The sequence below is a fragment of the Sphingobacterium sp. MYb382 genome, from assembly GCF_037572665.1.
Classification (GTDB): domain Bacteria; phylum Bacteroidota; class Bacteroidia; order Sphingobacteriales; family Sphingobacteriaceae; genus Sphingobacterium.
Map to the genome: position 1 here is coordinate 620,892 of NZ_JBBGZT010000028.1, position 15,162 is coordinate 636,053.

16 protein-coding genes and 1 pseudogene are annotated in these 15,162 nt (G+C 38.4%); 4 read left to right on the plus strand and 13 right to left on the minus strand.

Features of this window, described 5'->3' with window-relative positions:
* The first annotated feature begins 50 nt into the window (after positions 1-50).
* Positions 51-707, plus strand: a complete 657-nt coding sequence (locus WH223_RS17235) for a hypothetical protein (RefSeq protein ID WP_340049079.1) — start codon at positions 51-53, stop codon at positions 705-707.
* A 188-nt stretch (positions 708-895) separates the two neighbouring features.
* Here the strand turns inward: WH223_RS17235 and WH223_RS17240 are convergent, their stop codons facing one another.
* The 6 genes from WH223_RS17240 to WH223_RS17265 all read right to left on the minus strand — a co-directional run bounded on the left by WH223_RS17240 (position 896) and on the right by WH223_RS17265 (position 6,105).
* The gene (locus tag WH223_RS17240) at positions 896-1,549 is read right to left on the minus strand and encodes a YceI family protein (RefSeq protein WP_340049080.1); all 654 of its coding nucleotides are present in this window, start codon (positions 1,547-1,549) and stop codon (positions 896-898) included.
* Positions 1,542-2,171, minus strand: a complete 630-nt coding sequence (locus WH223_RS17245) for a dioxygenase family protein (protein ID WP_340049081.1) — start codon at positions 2,169-2,171, stop codon at positions 1,542-1,544. Before WH223_RS17245 ends, WH223_RS17240 begins: the two co-directional genes overlap by 8 nt.
* An 84-nt stretch (positions 2,172-2,255) precedes the next feature.
* A complete protein-coding gene (locus tag WH223_RS17250) occupies positions 2,256-3,095 on the minus strand; it encodes a LytR/AlgR family response regulator transcription factor (RefSeq protein WP_340049082.1) in 840 nt (279 codons plus the stop codon).
* Positions 3,096-4,064: 969 nt separating this feature from the next.
* The gene (locus tag WH223_RS17255; protein WP_340049083.1) at positions 4,065-5,012 is read right to left on the minus strand and encodes a hypothetical protein; all 948 of its coding nucleotides are present in this window, start codon (positions 5,010-5,012) and stop codon (positions 4,065-4,067) included.
* Positions 5,013-5,301: 289 nt separating this feature from the next.
* Positions 5,302-5,703 (minus strand): ester cyclase, encoded by a 402-nt coding sequence (locus WH223_RS17260; protein ID WP_340049084.1) that lies wholly within the window; start codon positions 5,701-5,703, stop codon positions 5,302-5,304.
* An 18-nt stretch (positions 5,704-5,721) separates the two neighbouring features.
* Positions 5,722-6,105 (minus strand): MmcQ/YjbR family DNA-binding protein, encoded by a 384-nt coding sequence (locus WH223_RS17265; RefSeq protein ID WP_340049085.1) that lies wholly within the window; start codon positions 6,103-6,105, stop codon positions 5,722-5,724.
* A gap of 439 nt (positions 6,106-6,544) precedes the next feature.
* Between WH223_RS17265 and WH223_RS17270 the strand changes: the two genes are divergently transcribed.
* Positions 6,545-6,793: a hypothetical protein gene (locus WH223_RS17270; protein ID WP_340049086.1), complete on the plus strand. Its 249-nt coding sequence runs from the start codon at positions 6,545-6,547 to the stop codon at positions 6,791-6,793.
* A 422-nt stretch (positions 6,794-7,215) separates the two neighbouring features.
* Here the strand turns inward: WH223_RS17270 and WH223_RS17275 are convergent, their stop codons facing one another.
* The gene (locus tag WH223_RS17275; protein WP_340049088.1) at positions 7,216-7,740 is read right to left on the minus strand and encodes a GNAT family N-acetyltransferase; all 525 of its coding nucleotides are present in this window, start codon (positions 7,738-7,740) and stop codon (positions 7,216-7,218) included.
* A 226-nt stretch (positions 7,741-7,966) separates the two neighbouring features.
* Between WH223_RS17275 and WH223_RS17280 the strand changes: the two genes are divergently transcribed.
* On the plus strand, positions 7,967-8,491 hold the full coding sequence (locus WH223_RS17280) for a GNAT family N-acetyltransferase (protein ID WP_340049089.1): 525 nt from the start codon (positions 7,967-7,969) through the stop codon (positions 8,489-8,491).
* A 97-nt stretch (positions 8,492-8,588) separates the two neighbouring features.
* Here the strand turns inward: WH223_RS17280 and WH223_RS17285 are convergent, their stop codons facing one another.
* The 5 genes and pseudogenes from WH223_RS17285 to WH223_RS17300 form a co-directional block, all read right to left on the minus strand.
* Positions 8,589-10,181, minus strand: coding sequence for an MFS transporter (locus tag WH223_RS17285; RefSeq protein WP_340049090.1), 1,593 nt, complete (start codon positions 10,179-10,181; stop codon positions 8,589-8,591).
* Positions 10,181-10,336: pseudogene (locus WH223_RS20145) on the minus strand (HlyD family secretion protein); the annotation flags it as partial. The gene WH223_RS17285 and the pseudogene WH223_RS20145, both read right to left, overlap by 1 nt.
* A 12-nt stretch (positions 10,337-10,348) precedes the next feature.
* Positions 10,349-11,227: an HlyD family secretion protein gene (locus tag WH223_RS17290; protein WP_340049092.1), complete on the minus strand. Its 879-nt coding sequence runs from the start codon at positions 11,225-11,227 to the stop codon at positions 10,349-10,351.
* A 10-nt stretch (positions 11,228-11,237) separates the two neighbouring features.
* Positions 11,238-12,572, minus strand: coding sequence for a TolC family protein (locus WH223_RS17295; RefSeq protein WP_340049093.1), 1,335 nt, complete (start codon positions 12,570-12,572; stop codon positions 11,238-11,240).
* 10 nt (positions 12,573-12,582) lie between these two features.
* Complete coding sequence (locus tag WH223_RS17300) at positions 12,583-12,867, minus strand: hypothetical protein (protein ID WP_340049094.1); 285 nt, start codon at positions 12,865-12,867, stop codon at positions 12,583-12,585.
* 89 nt (positions 12,868-12,956) lie between these two features.
* Between WH223_RS17300 and WH223_RS17305 the strand changes: the two genes are divergently transcribed.
* A complete protein-coding gene (locus WH223_RS17305) occupies positions 12,957-13,745 on the plus strand; it encodes an AraC family transcriptional regulator (RefSeq protein WP_340049095.1) in 789 nt (262 codons plus the stop codon).
* 629 nt (positions 13,746-14,374) lie between these two features.
* On the opposite strand, the gene WH223_RS17310 is transcribed toward WH223_RS17305, so the two are convergent.
* Entirely contained in the window at positions 14,375-14,674 is a 300-nt protein-coding gene (locus WH223_RS17310) for a hypothetical protein (protein WP_340049096.1), read from the minus strand.
* Positions 14,675-15,162: the final 488 nt, after the last annotated feature.

The following is a 15,162-nucleotide window of genomic DNA, read 5'->3' on the forward strand; positions in this document are numbered from 1 at the left end:
CGCGCCAAAGGCCCGTTTTAATAGCTACCAAATCATCTAAATAGATAATAATGGAAAATAAACGAACACATGGATTTACCCTAATTGTGGTACTCACCTTTTTAACAACAAATCTAATGACAATAAACTTCTCTCAGGCACAAAAGGTTTCTTTAACTGAAGCCAAGCCTTTCCTTACGGCCTTCCAAGAACAGATAGAAATTCCTGCTGTTTACAAGTTTGTGTCCGTAAATAAAGTAAAGATAGATACCGTATCAGCTTATCTTTTTCGGTATGAAAAAGATGAAAATAAAGGTCTCGAAGGTGAACATTTTTCTTTCCTAGTTGGGGAGCGTGACCAGAAAATATTGGGTTTTATCAATATGGATAAGAAGTATGCAAATGCAAAACTACTGCCCGACGAGGAAGCCGAAAAAATAGCGCTTGGATTCTTAAATAGAATCGATGCTGGCCTGGCGGCTGAACTCAAAAAGCAGTGGAATGCACGACATGATGATAGCATCAATATTAATGGTGAAAAAACAACCCTCGCTGTATCTAAATTTAAGTACTATCGCTCCTCGCTCAATGATTATGTATGGGTATATGTAGGTTTTGATGGTGCCGTTCAATCTTTTGAGCGTGATACAAAATGGGATATGGAAAAACGACAACGTTTCGCCGAACAATGGATACATGACGGCTGGCGCATTAATAATAAAAAATAAGTATCCTTAGGAAGATTGGTACAGCACATTTGTCGATAGTGGCGCTGTGCCGATTTTTTTATTTCGCCTCCTGTGGGTAAGGGTAATATTCAATGTCTAAATTGAGTTTATTCTTTTATATTTTGTAAATTCGTATCAATGATAAATTTGTCAGGCATCAATTTTGCTTAACCTGAAGTAGGTCTTCATCACGGTCGGTTCTTCCTGACTCGGGGTTCAGTTATTATTTCGATTTTCAGTTCTACGTCTTTGTCCACAAGGGTTTTGTCAGCCCAATTTCCTTTGTAAGCAATATTCCAGTCAAACCGATTAAACGTGAAATTTGCTCTAAAAATGCTGTCATTTTGATGAGCGAAAAATTCTATATTCTTCGTAACTTCTCTTATAGAAAGGTTCCCAGAAATTCTAAGGCTATCAATTCCAACTTTTTGAATATTGGTTAGCTCCAATAATGATTGTGGGTACTTTACAACATTGAAAAAGTCAACGCTTTTCAGATGGTTAAGCAGATTGTTTCGGGCAATTTTTTCGTTTGTGGGAATATCAGTTACGTCCATGGTTTCCATTGCCACGATGAAGTTTCCACCGACTAATTCATTCTTCCTCATTAGAAAAAAACCATTTCCAAATGAAAGGATTCCTTTACGACGCCGTATTCCCCGCATCTCGGTAGCAATCCACTGGATTCCAGATTTTTGAATATTCACTCTTAGCGTGTCGGCTTTCACATCTTCGCTGTTTTCAATTACGGGATTTACTATCGCTTTAGGTGCATCAGATGTGTGTTTGCCTGTACAAGAAAATATGAACAAAAAGACAGGTAAATAGAATATCTTATTCATAATTCGGAATGTTTTTACCTAATATAATATTTCGGTTAATGGTCAGAATTTTATTTTCAGCTTGTGGGCTTACAATCCCTGAACCACCTCTGTTTTTCAATGTGTTTTTTATGCTTGGAGTCAATAATGGGTCGTCGTCAAACAGATATTCGTCAAGGTAGTATTCATTTTTGTCAGATTCTTTTATCGTGATGTGAATGTGTTCGCATTCGCTACCATCGGGATATGGAGCGGGTCTGAATGTATAGAACGTATATAGGCCGTCTTTTCCCGTTTTGACCCAGCCCCGAATAAACCCATGTCGTTTAGCCCAACCTGTTTCATTTCCTTTGGTTTCATAAATACCTTGTCTGTTAGTGTGGTATATATAGATAATAACATTTTCTGCTGGCGTTATACCATCCATTTTGAAAACGGTACCCGATATTTTCAATTTGGGTTCATTTTGTTGAAATTCGGGAAGGGTGTCTACTGAATACAATATTTTGCTTTCATATTCATAGATTGCTTCGCACCCATCGCAAGCTCCACCAACTTTTTTTTTGCTTTGTGCCTTACATGATGTTAAACTCGATATAATCGTTAATAGTAATAAGGGAATAACTCTGATTTTAAAATCCATAGCTTGTCGTTTTTAAATGTATTTATCGACAATATTATGGATACGAAAAAGAGCATGAAAATCAAATCGTCTTAGCTGATGAGTTTATATGCCAACCCGATGACCTGTATTAAATTGATTTTTAAAATCAGTAGCATAGGTACGACTTAACCTTACGGAAATTCCATTTATCAATTGCAAATCATAGTCGCCATTTAATCGGGATTTGAACGAAACAACTGTTGACATGTTTACTACGGTGGATTTGTGTATTCTGACAAAGATATTTGCATCCAACCGTTCACAAATAGATTTTAGCGTTTCCGAATGTAAATATTTCTTATTCTCAAGATGAATGCATACATAAGGTGTGGCAGACGTAATTTGCATAATATCTTGTACATTTATTATTATATTATCCTTTCCGTTATTGATGATAATTGTGTCTAACGAAAATTTACTTTCTATAATAGCTGTATTAAGGGCTGGGTTTGAAAAATATCTGGAGCCCAAGACAAAGATGGTGTAGACAATGACCAATTTATAAAAATCCTGTGCCATCGTATAGGAAAAGAATTTGAATAAGTCGTATTCCCCTTCATAGAAAAACATAGACAAAATAGTAGCAACAAAAGGTAAAATGAAAAGGTGGGCTGCAACAGGTGAAATAATGAATATGAAAATTTTGGTAACACCATACAATGTCTCATTCTTTAATCTTCGGTACAGAGTCATTAATATCGGAACGAACAAAAACCAAACGGTTTTAAACAGCAGGGATTCGCTGAGGTAGAAGGCGTAGCCACTTCTCTTTGACTCCAAAAAGTCTTGAAAAATCGTTATACCTATGATAAAGAGGAAAACTCCGGAAAGTATTATGAATAATTTCCTTGTGTCAATGGGGAAACCTGATGTGGATTTGTTATTTGAAATCGAGTAAAGCATACGTTATTATCTTTGATATTTTTTTGTTATGCAATCGACACTTTCGTTCTTAACAAATGTAATAAAAAAAGTACTTACGATTAATGATACCATCCGTGTCCAAAATAGTTTCAAATATTAATTTTATAATTCGGTCAATAGTATCATTATTTCTCAAGAAAAATTCTAAATAAATTTCCTATTAATATTGTTTACCGCTTAACCTATATTTTCAAAAGTATTATTCTGTCTTGGAAACAATTACTAAATGGGATGATAAGTCACAGAAGAAAAGTAAAGGATAATATTTAAAGGTTAAAAAAAAACGGAGCAGTCTACCATTTCATCCTTCTAGCTATTTGCTTTGTTTTAGCTGGTTATTCATACCTGTCATTAATGGTGAAAAAACAACCCTCGCTGTATCTAAATTTAAGTATTATCGCTCAATGATTATGTATGGGTATATGTAGGTTTTGATGGTGCTGTTCAATCTTTTGAGCGTGATACAAAATGGGATATGGAAAAACAACAACGTTTCGCCGAACAATGGATACATGACGGCTGGCGTATTAATAATAAAAAATAAGTATCCTTAGGAAGATTGGTACAGCACATTTGTCGATAATGGGGCTGTGCCGATTTTTTTATTTCGCCTCCTGTGGGTAAGGGGAATATTCAATGTCCAAATTGAGTTTATTCTTTAATATTTGGTACATTAGGCAAAACTATCAAGAACATGAAGAAGACTTATTTCGGATTATTTTATTCAGACCCTGCTAATCCTTTATTTTTTGTTAAAAAAGAAAATGGTTTAGGATGGACTATTAATGTTGGACATCAGAAATTAGTTATCACGTTAATTGGAATTTTGATACTAGTTATTTCTTATTTTTTAGTCAACTAATCGACAAATCGTATGGCTGTTTCTTAATCGAAATTCTTAAATAGAGACAGAATGCCTATTTACATCTAAAACAACCATTCTATACCTTATTTCTCCTGTAATTCATCGGCTATAATGACTTTCTCTGCATTTATATTTTCATCGAATTGGGCAGCTTTCATTCCTGTTTCTCTGCGGTAATAATAGAAGTAAAAATCAAATGATCCTCCCACAATTAAGTGTTCTGGATGGTAGATAAAGCGGTCAATTCCTCTTTCGTAAGCGAAAACACCGCGTGGATTGGGATCTACGGATTCAATAATCGTTTGTCCCCAATCGGTATAGGTCCAGAATTGAAAAAAGCGGGAGGCACCGTTTAGCGTTATTTCCTTAGAGAGATATTCTCTACGATCTCTTCTTCTGTCAAAGCCGCTATCGTTGGGAGGTAAGTTCAACGGGAAGTTCGCATAAGAGTAGGTATTTTTGAAGATAGATCTAAATGCTACAATAGAAATAGGCGTTTGGTCAGTGTTTATCGTTCCATAAGTATTGGTGAAGATGTTTGGTCGGTTGCGAATCGCAAAAAATTGAAGTAAGCAATTTTTTGCCACGAAGTATTGCTCACCGCGCTTAACGATGAGCTTGTATTCATTCCAATATTTAGTTTTATCTCCGTAATTGAAATCAAATAGTTGTAGTAAGGACTGTTGACTTAGTAGGCGTAACTTTCCTGTAGAAAGAATTTTGTCTTGAATAGTGTCTAAATTTATCGCTGTCCAATTTTCTTTTTCTATTAAGTCTGGCAATACCGAAAAAAGTACCAATGTGTTTTGCTCCTCAGCTCCCTTATAATTAAGGGGCTCGGTAAGTAGGATATTAACTAGCGCTATCTCCGCCTTGATTGTATACAAGGACGCTGTGTTTAGCGTGTACGACTTGCTGCTGTATTGACTACTGTTTTCATCCAACACGAAGTATTGCTGCCCGTATACACTTTGTATTCCCATGAAGAAGATGCATAATGTTTTAAGTAGAGGTATCGTTAGTTTTCCCATTGTTGCGCTGATTATTGAGTGTGTTATACCTTTTTTAGGAAAAGGTGTTCGGGCAATTGGGCATGTTAAATATATTATTTATTTTCTAAGGAAGGGGAAGTTGGTGTTTACGGTTTCCGTAAGTGGAAGTAAAAAATCCTATAGCACATCCTCATCGGGGGAAAGTGTACATGTAAAAGGATATACGCGAAAGAATGGGACTTACGTTAGGCCGCATACAAGATCAGCACCACGTAGGCGATAAGCGCACTATTTTAATAAGCGCTGCTACGATTCAATAGCTACCTTTTTACGGGGTAGCTAATTCCTTAATTACACTTTGTAGCGTATTGATTCCCCAATGTTCGAAATACTGGCCATCTTTTAGGCGTACGATATCGATAATATCAATTTTTATCACCTTTCCTGTAGGTTCAATATCGAACAATTTTCCACGATGTGTACCGCAGATTGATTTTCGGGTTACTACTTTATCGTCTTCGGATATTTGGTCATGGATAATAACCTCCAAATCAGGAAAACTAGGTTTTAATATCTTGGTGAATGTATGCCACATTCCATCGGCGCCATTTGCTTCGGCAGGGGCGGTGTGGTTCACAAAATCAGGGTGCATAAGTTCCGTAAATGTCGCATGATTGGATTGTTCAATAACCTCCTTGTTGAACCTTCTTACAATGTCTTTATTGCTCATGATTTTCAAAATTTTATGTTAAACAGCTTTGTTCGATTGATTCGCCCGTGCTTCATCATATTCCAGGCGAAGTTTTTTTGATAGCTTTTTCAGCACCTCTTCAATAGAATCACGTATACACTGCTTGACGGCCGTATCATCCATATCGTCATTGAGTAGAATACTATTCCAATATTTTTTGTTGAAGTGCCAAGCAGGATTCACGCTATGGAAACGATCGCGCAGTTCGATAGCTCGTTCGGGGTCACACTTCACCGTAATCTTCAATTCAGTATCCTGGAGCGGAATAACTGCAAACCACTTGTCGTAGATACGGAAAATAAGATACTCATCAGCAAAAGGCATATACTCTGTCGCTAGTGGAAGTGATAGGCAGTATGCGCGCAGTTCTTCTATATTCATTACCTTGCTTTTATACTTTTGTTTAAAGAGTAATCATCTAATTTAATACGTGTATTTCGCATACGCCAATCTAATCTTTACGCTATCTGTTTTTGTTAGTATATTTAAGTAGTAGCAATGAGTTGATTACTACATTCTTGAAAATATATTTGCTACGTAAAAATAAAAAAAAGGAAAGCAATAACAGTCAAATATTTTGATGTATTATCCATAGGTCGATATTGGTTGTCTAAAGGATAAGGGCGGTTTGATCTGAAATAAAGTATCAGCATTTTTTCTTCCTAATTAACATAGGGGTATAGGTTTTGGGCTGTTAAAAGGGGCTTAGCATAAGTCGAATCTAGGGATTAAATGTCTATTGGTAATCGTTGAACTTTTAGGTGTAATTAGTTTTTTGTGTATATTATGTATGTATTTGGTTTAATGTAATGTTAAAGATATGAGAAAGAACATTGATATGGATGAAAGAGTACTGACAAAATTGAAACTGCTATCCGCGTTCGAAGAGACAAGCGTTAAATCTCTTATGGAAAAAGCTATTTCCTTTTATGTAGAAGTAAAGGAAAAGGAACGGTTAAAATCATTGTCTGATGAGGAAAAGGAAGATTTAGGCTTGTTATTGTTGATGCAGCAGTCGGATAGAGAGGATGTCGTAAGTCGTGAAGACGTAATGAGTGCTTTGGACTAATGGAAGTTGTTTTTTTAAGAAGTTTTCTTGTTGACATTAGCAAACTCAATGATAAAAGATTGAAAACCAAAATCAAAGAATTTATCGTTGACCTAGAGAAATCATCTTCTTTAGAAGAACTCAGAAATGTTAAAAAATAAAAGGCTATTCTTCCGTTTATCGCTGGAGAACTGGAGATTATCGGCTGGGCTTTTATAAAGACGATAATAAGATTGAATTGGCTCGTTTTGTAAAAAGAGAAGATATATATAAGGTTTTTCCTTAAAAGAGCGTGGTCATATGTATTCTTCACCTATGGCAGTAGGGGGGGGAAATTAATGGATCTGTTGGCTTAGATTGGCGAGGTTTTGTGAATTACTCCAAAGCCTCTCCTAGAAATAGTATATTAGAAGGGCTTTGGAGTAGTTGTTATTAAAAATCCGCTAAGAGTTTCTGTTTTGCAAGTCGATTTCAAAAAGGCAACATTTTGGTTCCTTTTGGTAATGCGCTGGTAAGGTCAGTGTGTCCGTTAATTCAACTATGCCTAAGAAATCAAATCCTGCCGATGTGTAATGTGCAATAAGCTTGGTATTGTTGCCTAAGGTGTCTAAACGCACATAGCGTTTACCAAGCTGCTTGGCATATGCTATTGCCCATGCTACGATTTTATCAATGTATCTATTTCCGCGTAAGTTCGGGTTTGTGCATATACGATGAATGTAAATAGCGTCATTCTTATCTTTATTCCCCCATATTTCTCGGTCAGCAAAAGTAATGGCCCAGTTGCAAGCTATGGTACTTCCATCAACTATTTTCCATTGTCGTTCTTCCCGAATTTCATTTTCAATGAAAGCATTTTCGAAGGACGGCCAAACGACCATTTCTCGCTGAATTTGTAAATTCCTTGCCGCCTCATAAAGCGATAAAATTTCAGCTACATCAGTTAGTGAACAATTCTTAATTTCCATCTTGTCTATTTTTGAGCTGCAATATCCCTATTAATTAAAGGGGATAAAATCCAAATCTTGCTAATTATACGTTATTTCACAAGAATCTATGCATAGATAATATTAATAATTGCGAATTGTTTGTCTTTCTTTAGATTGTGTTTTATAGAATTAAAATGCGTGTTTTTTTATCATTTGTAAAAAATTTATTCAATCTCCTTTTGGATCTTTGTTAATAAAAAATAAGATGGAAAATATAATCGTACAAAAAGTTACGTTGAATGATATTGAACAATTGCAAAAAATTGGAAAGGAAACATTCTTAGAAACATTTGCTGCAGTAAATACAGAAGAAAATATAGCCCAATATTTAGCTGAAGGTCTTTCGAAAGAAAAATTGTTACAAGAACTACAGGATGAGCATTCCGAATTTTATTTTTCTTTATTGGATAACGCTATTATTGGCTATTTAAAAGTCAATTTTGGAGCTTCACAAACAGAATTAAAGGATGATAAAGCGCTTGAAATTGAGCGTATTTATGTTTTAAAAGATTTTCATGGCAAGAATGTAGGTCAAATTCTTTATAAGAAAGCCCTTGAGATTGGGAAAGGAAAGGGACTTGAATATGTTTGGTTAGGGGTTTGGGAAGAGAATCCTCGAGCTATTAGTTTTTACAAGAAAAATGGATTTGTTGAGTTTGATAAGCATATTTTCAAATTAGGAGATGATGAGCAGACTGATATCATGATGAAATTGAAATTAACCCAATAAACTTTTTCGCATAAAACAACAAACCATGACCGTCAACATGGTTTGTTGTTTTTATTATCGTATGATTTGCTTGGTTTCCTGTTTGTGAATACTTCTTTTAATAAGGGATGGTTCCCTTTTTTAAGCGCAAAACAACCTTTTGAAGTTGAGGAAGAATGAGCAGAAGCAGAATAACGCAAACTAAACCTACCAGCATCAGGTCGTAATAGTCGCGCGTCGCGCGAGCAACAATCTGTTGGCCTATTAGCTTCGTGAAATATATATTCGAAGCCCCTTTAGCGGTATACATGTCGCTGCCCGCATTGCTATATTGATTCTGTATATCCAATAAGGTTAGGGGCAATTGCGGGTTCGTTTCCGTTAGTGTTTCGCGCAGCTTCTCGCGAACGGCAGATTTGGAGAACAGCTGAAGCTCATTATTAAGTGCTAGGCTTGCCGTAAACCCCGTGAAGCGGGATAATATCCCAATCAGCGAAGCATGCAAGGCTAGCTTTGGCGGCGCTGCCGAGCTGGTGAAAGAAACGATAGGGACAAACAAAACGCCTGTAGCAACGCCATAGATAAACAAGGGAAGGATAAAGTCGGCCGTTTCTCCTTGCACGGAAATAAAAAGCAGCATATACCCATAGTACAAAGCCATGATGCTAAAACCGACGATAATCATCAGGATAAGGTTATAGCCCATCAGTACAAATCGAGCCGTAACAAACATACTTAAGGAAGTTCCAGCAATAACAGCAGTCCATATCGGAATGGTGCCGAATGGGTCATTGCCTAACACAACCTCTAGATAGCCGTAGGTAAGTCCGGTGCTTCCTTTGAAAATGTAAAACACAAAAAGTAAGAGTAGGCCGACGACAAAATTCTTAACCTTGAAAATTTGTAGGTTAATCAAAGGACGTTTAAGCCTCGATTCCCTCCAGATGAATAGCATAAGCAGCGTAAGATCTGCAAAGGTCAGCCGTTGGATTATTGGGCTGTCAAACCAGCCCAGCTGGCGCCCATAGATTAATAGGTAACCGAGGGTCAAAATAAAAGATACATAAAATAGATAGCCGAACCAATCCACCTGATAGAGCGGTATCTTTTTGGTAAACCGAGCCTGGCCATTCATCGTCAGCATGACCGTTACTGCTACAGCGATAAGCATGATGCTGAAACCGTAAAAAATCCAGTTGAAGTCCTGAAAGTAAAGCACGATACTAGCATAGATGGAATAGAAAGGAACGGATATCTGGATGCTTCCATAGAGTAGCGTGTAGCCAATTACACGTGCACGTGTAGAGGCGAGCCGTGGGAAGGTGAGTTGCAGCACGATGCCCGACAGCAAAGCGCAGGTAATTCCTTGGATGAACTGGCAGACGATAAACACGGTCCAATCTTTACTATGGAAACAGATGATGGAGCATAGCGCATTGATGGCGAGAGCCGTTAATAAGTATTTTTTTGGTGCAAAATACTTGACTATACGAAAGTCTAGGGCCAGAAAGGCGACTGTGGAGCCATAGATGACGATCATGCCATACTGTACATCGGTCGGCTGTATGCCATAATAACCCATCACAGCAAGGGGACTTCCGTAAAAGGCGAAAGCAAAGAGGCAGGTCATCAGGACGGCAAAAATCACAGATCTAGCCATCCATTCAGAAACCCAAGGTTTGAAAACCGGAATTTTATGTGCTTGCATCATTAATCTTTTAAAACATAAACTTGAGCATTCATCCCTGCGGAAAGTTTCGCTAACTTCTCTGGTGTATCTGTCAGCTTGATTCGCACAGGAATACGTTGTATAATCTTCACGAAGTTGCCTGTGGCATTGTCTGGAGGAAGCAAGTAATAGCGAGCGCCTGTTGTGGGTTAAAACGACTCTATAATACCCGTGAACTTTTCGTTAGGAAAGGCGTCTACCGCTATAGATACCGCTTGTCCAACGTTGAAATGACCAACCTGTGTTTCCTTGAAATTCGCCATTACCCATTTCTCTTCACGTATGTTTACCAAAAAGGCTAACGTCTGTCCGGCTTGTATTAATTGACCTTCCTGAATGGTCTTCTTCCCAAGCAGCCCATCAAAGGGCGCCGTAATAACGGTATATTTAATGTCCAATTCCTGTCGTTCAAGGAGGGCTTCCTTAATTTTTATTTCCGCAGTTATCGCATTACGCTGCGCGCTCAAATCATGTAACCTAGACTCCGCGACGGCTAGCGAAGCTTTGGTCTGTTCATAATCGGCTTGGCCAATAGCCAAAGCCGTACGCACATTCTCAAACTTTTGTGGCGTGGTCGATTCATCATCCAATAGCTTTGTGTAGCGTTCAAACTCCCGTTGCTGCTGGCTTAGTTTTGCCTGTGCACCAGCAAGCTGAGCTTTGATGACGTCGATGCTTTTGGCCTGCGTGGCCTCGCTAGCCGCCAAGATGGGCAGCTTAGCCTGCGAGCTCATCAGTTCTGCCGAAGCGGCATTTCTTTTAAGTCCGTACTCGTCAAGGGCAATTACCACCAGCGTATCGCCCTGATGGACTTGTTGGTTGTCCTGGTAATATATTTTGTGGATGTAGCCGCCTACTTTAGCATTGACAGGCGATAAATAAGCGTCTATCTGCGCATCATTTGTTTGTTCATAGCGGTATCCTCGAAAGAGATATAGGGCTGCCCAAATGAGGATTCCTAGGAAAAGGACGATGCCAAACCATTTTGTTAGCGTTACGACTATTTTATCTGTTTTATTTGTGTTCATGATCATTGTATTAAAGGATTCCGATGATGGCTAGCAGTCGGATATGGCTGACTTTGAAATTTGTTTGTGCTGTCGTTAAGTTAAATTTGGCCTCCAGCAAAGCGTTTTCTGCTTCCAAGAGGTCGGTCAATAGTGATTCTTGATTGAGGTAACTGTTTCGGATAACGCGAACCGTCTCGGCCGTTTTGATGCTATTTTTCTCGGCTGTCTCTATGCTTTCTAAAGCTTGCTGTTGTTGCAAGAATGCCTCTTTCACCTGCATTGTGATTTCATCTTTCTTGCTATTCGCTTTTTCTTTAGCTTGGCTGTTTATGACCGTTGCTCGGGCAATGGTATGCTTGCTTTTGTATAGATTGTCGATAGAAAATTGAACCTTAACGCCCGTCTGTCCAAAGCCCCACAAATCATTTGAATAGGGGTAAAAGGAAATCTGTGGATAGGTATAATTGTAATTGGAGTACAAAGACACCTTGGGCAGCAAGGTCGCTTTAATTTGCTTGATATTTAGTTCGCTCCATTTAATATCGCTATCCACCATTTTGTAGGCAGGCGATTGGTTAAGGGCGATAGCCAGGTAATCATTATAGTCTCTGGTATCTATAGCTTTCGCTTCAAAAATAGGTTGATAACTGATGGCTAACGGCGCTTCATTATCCCGTCCCATCAAGATGTTAAGCCGTTGCGTCGTTAAATCTATTTTTTTCTTAAGATCCGAAAGACTTAATTCCAATTGGGATAGTTTTACCGACGTTCGCAGCACGTCACTCTTTAGTACAATACCGTTTTTGTGTAAGCTCTCAATAAGGGATAGCTGCTTGTTTTCGGCGGCAATCTCAGCAGCAAGGAAATCACGGAAGTGCATAAACTTGTATAAATCGAAGTAAGCAAGGGCAATGCTGTATTTTACGCTGTGTCGCTGCTGGTCGTCTTCATAGTGACGGTGTGTTTCTTCTTCCTGCTTCATCTGGATATTTCTTTTGTCTTTACCACCATTGAAGAGGTTGTAGTTTAGGCTATAGCCTGCCGAGTAACCGTAGCCCTTTACTGGCACATTTTGTGGTGCCGCGAATAGCCCATTGTCGTAAAGGAGGAATTTAGTGTTTAGCTTGGCATCTCCACCAATGGTCAGTTCGGGGAGCAGGCGATCTTTGGCCTCCAGCACCTCCAAGGCACTTTGCTGTAGGTTTAAATCCGACAGCTTCAATTGGCGGTTATGGGCTTCAGCGACTTTCCACATTTCTTCTAGGCTCCATAGTGGGGAAGGTACTTCATCTTGCGCATGGAGTATTTGTACGAATAGTAACAGTAGAACTCCCAAAAGGGGAGTTGATGTATAGCGTTTCATGGATGTATAATTATAAATGATGCGTACGTTTTCTTCTTTTTATGAACCACTTTTTTACCTCATTAAAGAAAATGGTTAAATCAATCATCGGCATCAATGGGTTCGCATACGAAATCCAGTACATGCTGTTTAGATCTATCTCGTTGGCGAATGGTCGTTCGTCCGAATCTAGTGCATCGTCCGATTCAGGAGATACCGGCATCTTTGAGGTTTCGGGCGCTACCATATCATTGCGGGCTTGCTCTTTTTTCCTAAGGTCAAGCGCTTTATCTGGAAGTATGACTTTCTGTTTCATCGGGATTCAATTCTTTATAACACAAAATTATCCCAATCGAGAAATCATCATTTTATATAATTAGCCTATTATTTGTTATATTTGGCCATATGGATATTCTTGAACAACTTGTAAATAGTGTCGATCAGAATCCAGACGCTATATTGGTGGTACGCCAGCAAACGGAGCAGCGCTTGCCTGCACATCAGCACGATAAAGCACAGCTATTACTCGTTTTTGGAGGTATTGCTTATCTACAGACGGCCGAGAAGGATTTCTATATTCCATCCAATCATTACATCTGGATACCTAAAAACTATCCGCACAACCTGATGTTCAACACGCAGGATCTCTATATCATCAATATCTATTTTCCGGGAGAAAATACGGAGGCATTCTATAATCAATTAGGGATTTATCCGGTGAGTAAGCTTTTGGCAGAAATGCTATCTTTTAGTGAGAAATGGCAGGGCGATTATTTTGCAGGTTCTTGGGAATTTGATTTTCTGACGACGTTACGTAAGGTGCTGTCGAAAGAAAATCTGAAGCGTTTTTCCATTCAGCTTCCGACCACCGATGATCAGCGCCTCCAAGCGATTGTCGCATCGCTGCGGAGCCGTCTACATGAAAATCTGACCCTCGAAGGTGTCGCAAACCAATGGGGGATGAGCGTGAGGAGCCTAACGCGGCTATTTCAGGCCAAGCTGCACATCACCTTTATTCAGTACATAAAAATGTTGCGCATTATCAGAGCCATGGAATTGATTAAAGACAGTGATCTCAATATGACTGAAATTGCCTACGAAATCGGCTATTCCAATATTGCGGCTTTCAGCAATAATTTCCATCAGTTGACAAACATGAGACCGACCGAATTTAAGACCATGTCGAGCGTGTAGGGGCGTAGAAAGTAGGAGGACCAAACAGAGATTAAAATATGCTATTTACCGTATAATAACTACCTCTCCAAATTGTCATCCTGAGCCTGTCGAAGGATTCGTTGTAAAGGGATTATGAAAAGAAGTCTATTTTATCCAACAATCATCCTTGTTTGCAAGGAGGATGTCCGAGAAAAGCGTTTATAACGCTAAAAAAGAATAACAGAGCTATCTAAATTGCTTCCTACATGCGACCCCGCTGGGGTCGTCTTTTATGCTATTTATGTGCTATACAGATGTTACCCCGCTGGGGTAATGATTTTTGGTAGTTTAGGGGTGTATCCGTCTTTTTTTTAAGTCAATTCGATGGATTGCTATATGAATAGCCATAATTTTTTCGCTAGGTATAAGAGTCCAGCGAGCTCATTTGTTTATTTTATAGCGTCTGAGCCCTTTTTTTGTAAGGCCCGAGATTATGCATTACCTTTTCTTATCAGCACACGAACCTCTCCAAATTGTCATCCTGAGCCTGTCGAAGGATTCGTTGTAAAGGGATTAGATTATGAAAAGAAGTCTATTTAAATTCAACAATCGTCCTCGTTAGCAAGGAGTATGCTAGGAAAAAGCGTTTGCAACGCTAAAAAAACGAATTAATCTTGATAGTCAATGATTTCATAATCAATGTCGTTGCTTTCGATATAACTCTTCAATTTATCAAGGTCAGTCCATAGATAAGAAGAGTTATACTGACAGATATAAATTCCATCTTCCATAAAAATGATATGTATGTTCGGCAGTTTACCGGTATTAGATGCTTTTCTATAATCCCAAAACTCCTCGCCTTCATATTTGTACTTTTTGTCAAACATTAGGTCGCTAGCCAGTAAATTTTGAATCTCGCCAAGTTGATTTTCCGTAAGTTTCGTTCTTAATTTATATTCAAATCCCATCTTTATTTATCTAGTATTTCAAATGTTTCAAAATCAATTTTTCACGATTTCGTAGTTCCTGTCGTCCGTATCTTGGTTCTATTCACCAATGCCATTTTTATCGGTAGCAACTTCCCTGTAAGGAAATTTATGTATCAATTTTCTTAACGGCTATTTGCTATATCTGCTCTTGCTAATTTTTTATATTATTTTTTTATAAAAATAATCAGCGTAGCGGGAATTTTAAATCCCTTGAAATAGGGATTTTTGTAGAAGAAAATGCTTGCTAGATGCGACCCTGCTAGGGTCGTGACTTTATACGGTTTATGTGCTAAAGAGATGTTACCCCGCTGGGATAATGAATTTTAGGCGATGATTTTTTAGGAGTCCTATTGCGTTTATGACGAGAATGCTTGAGCATAGCGTTTGCAATGCGAAAACAAATATGTACTGCCTTTTCTTATCAGTATCTACTTTCCCCGTTTGTCATCCTGAGCATGTCGAAGGAT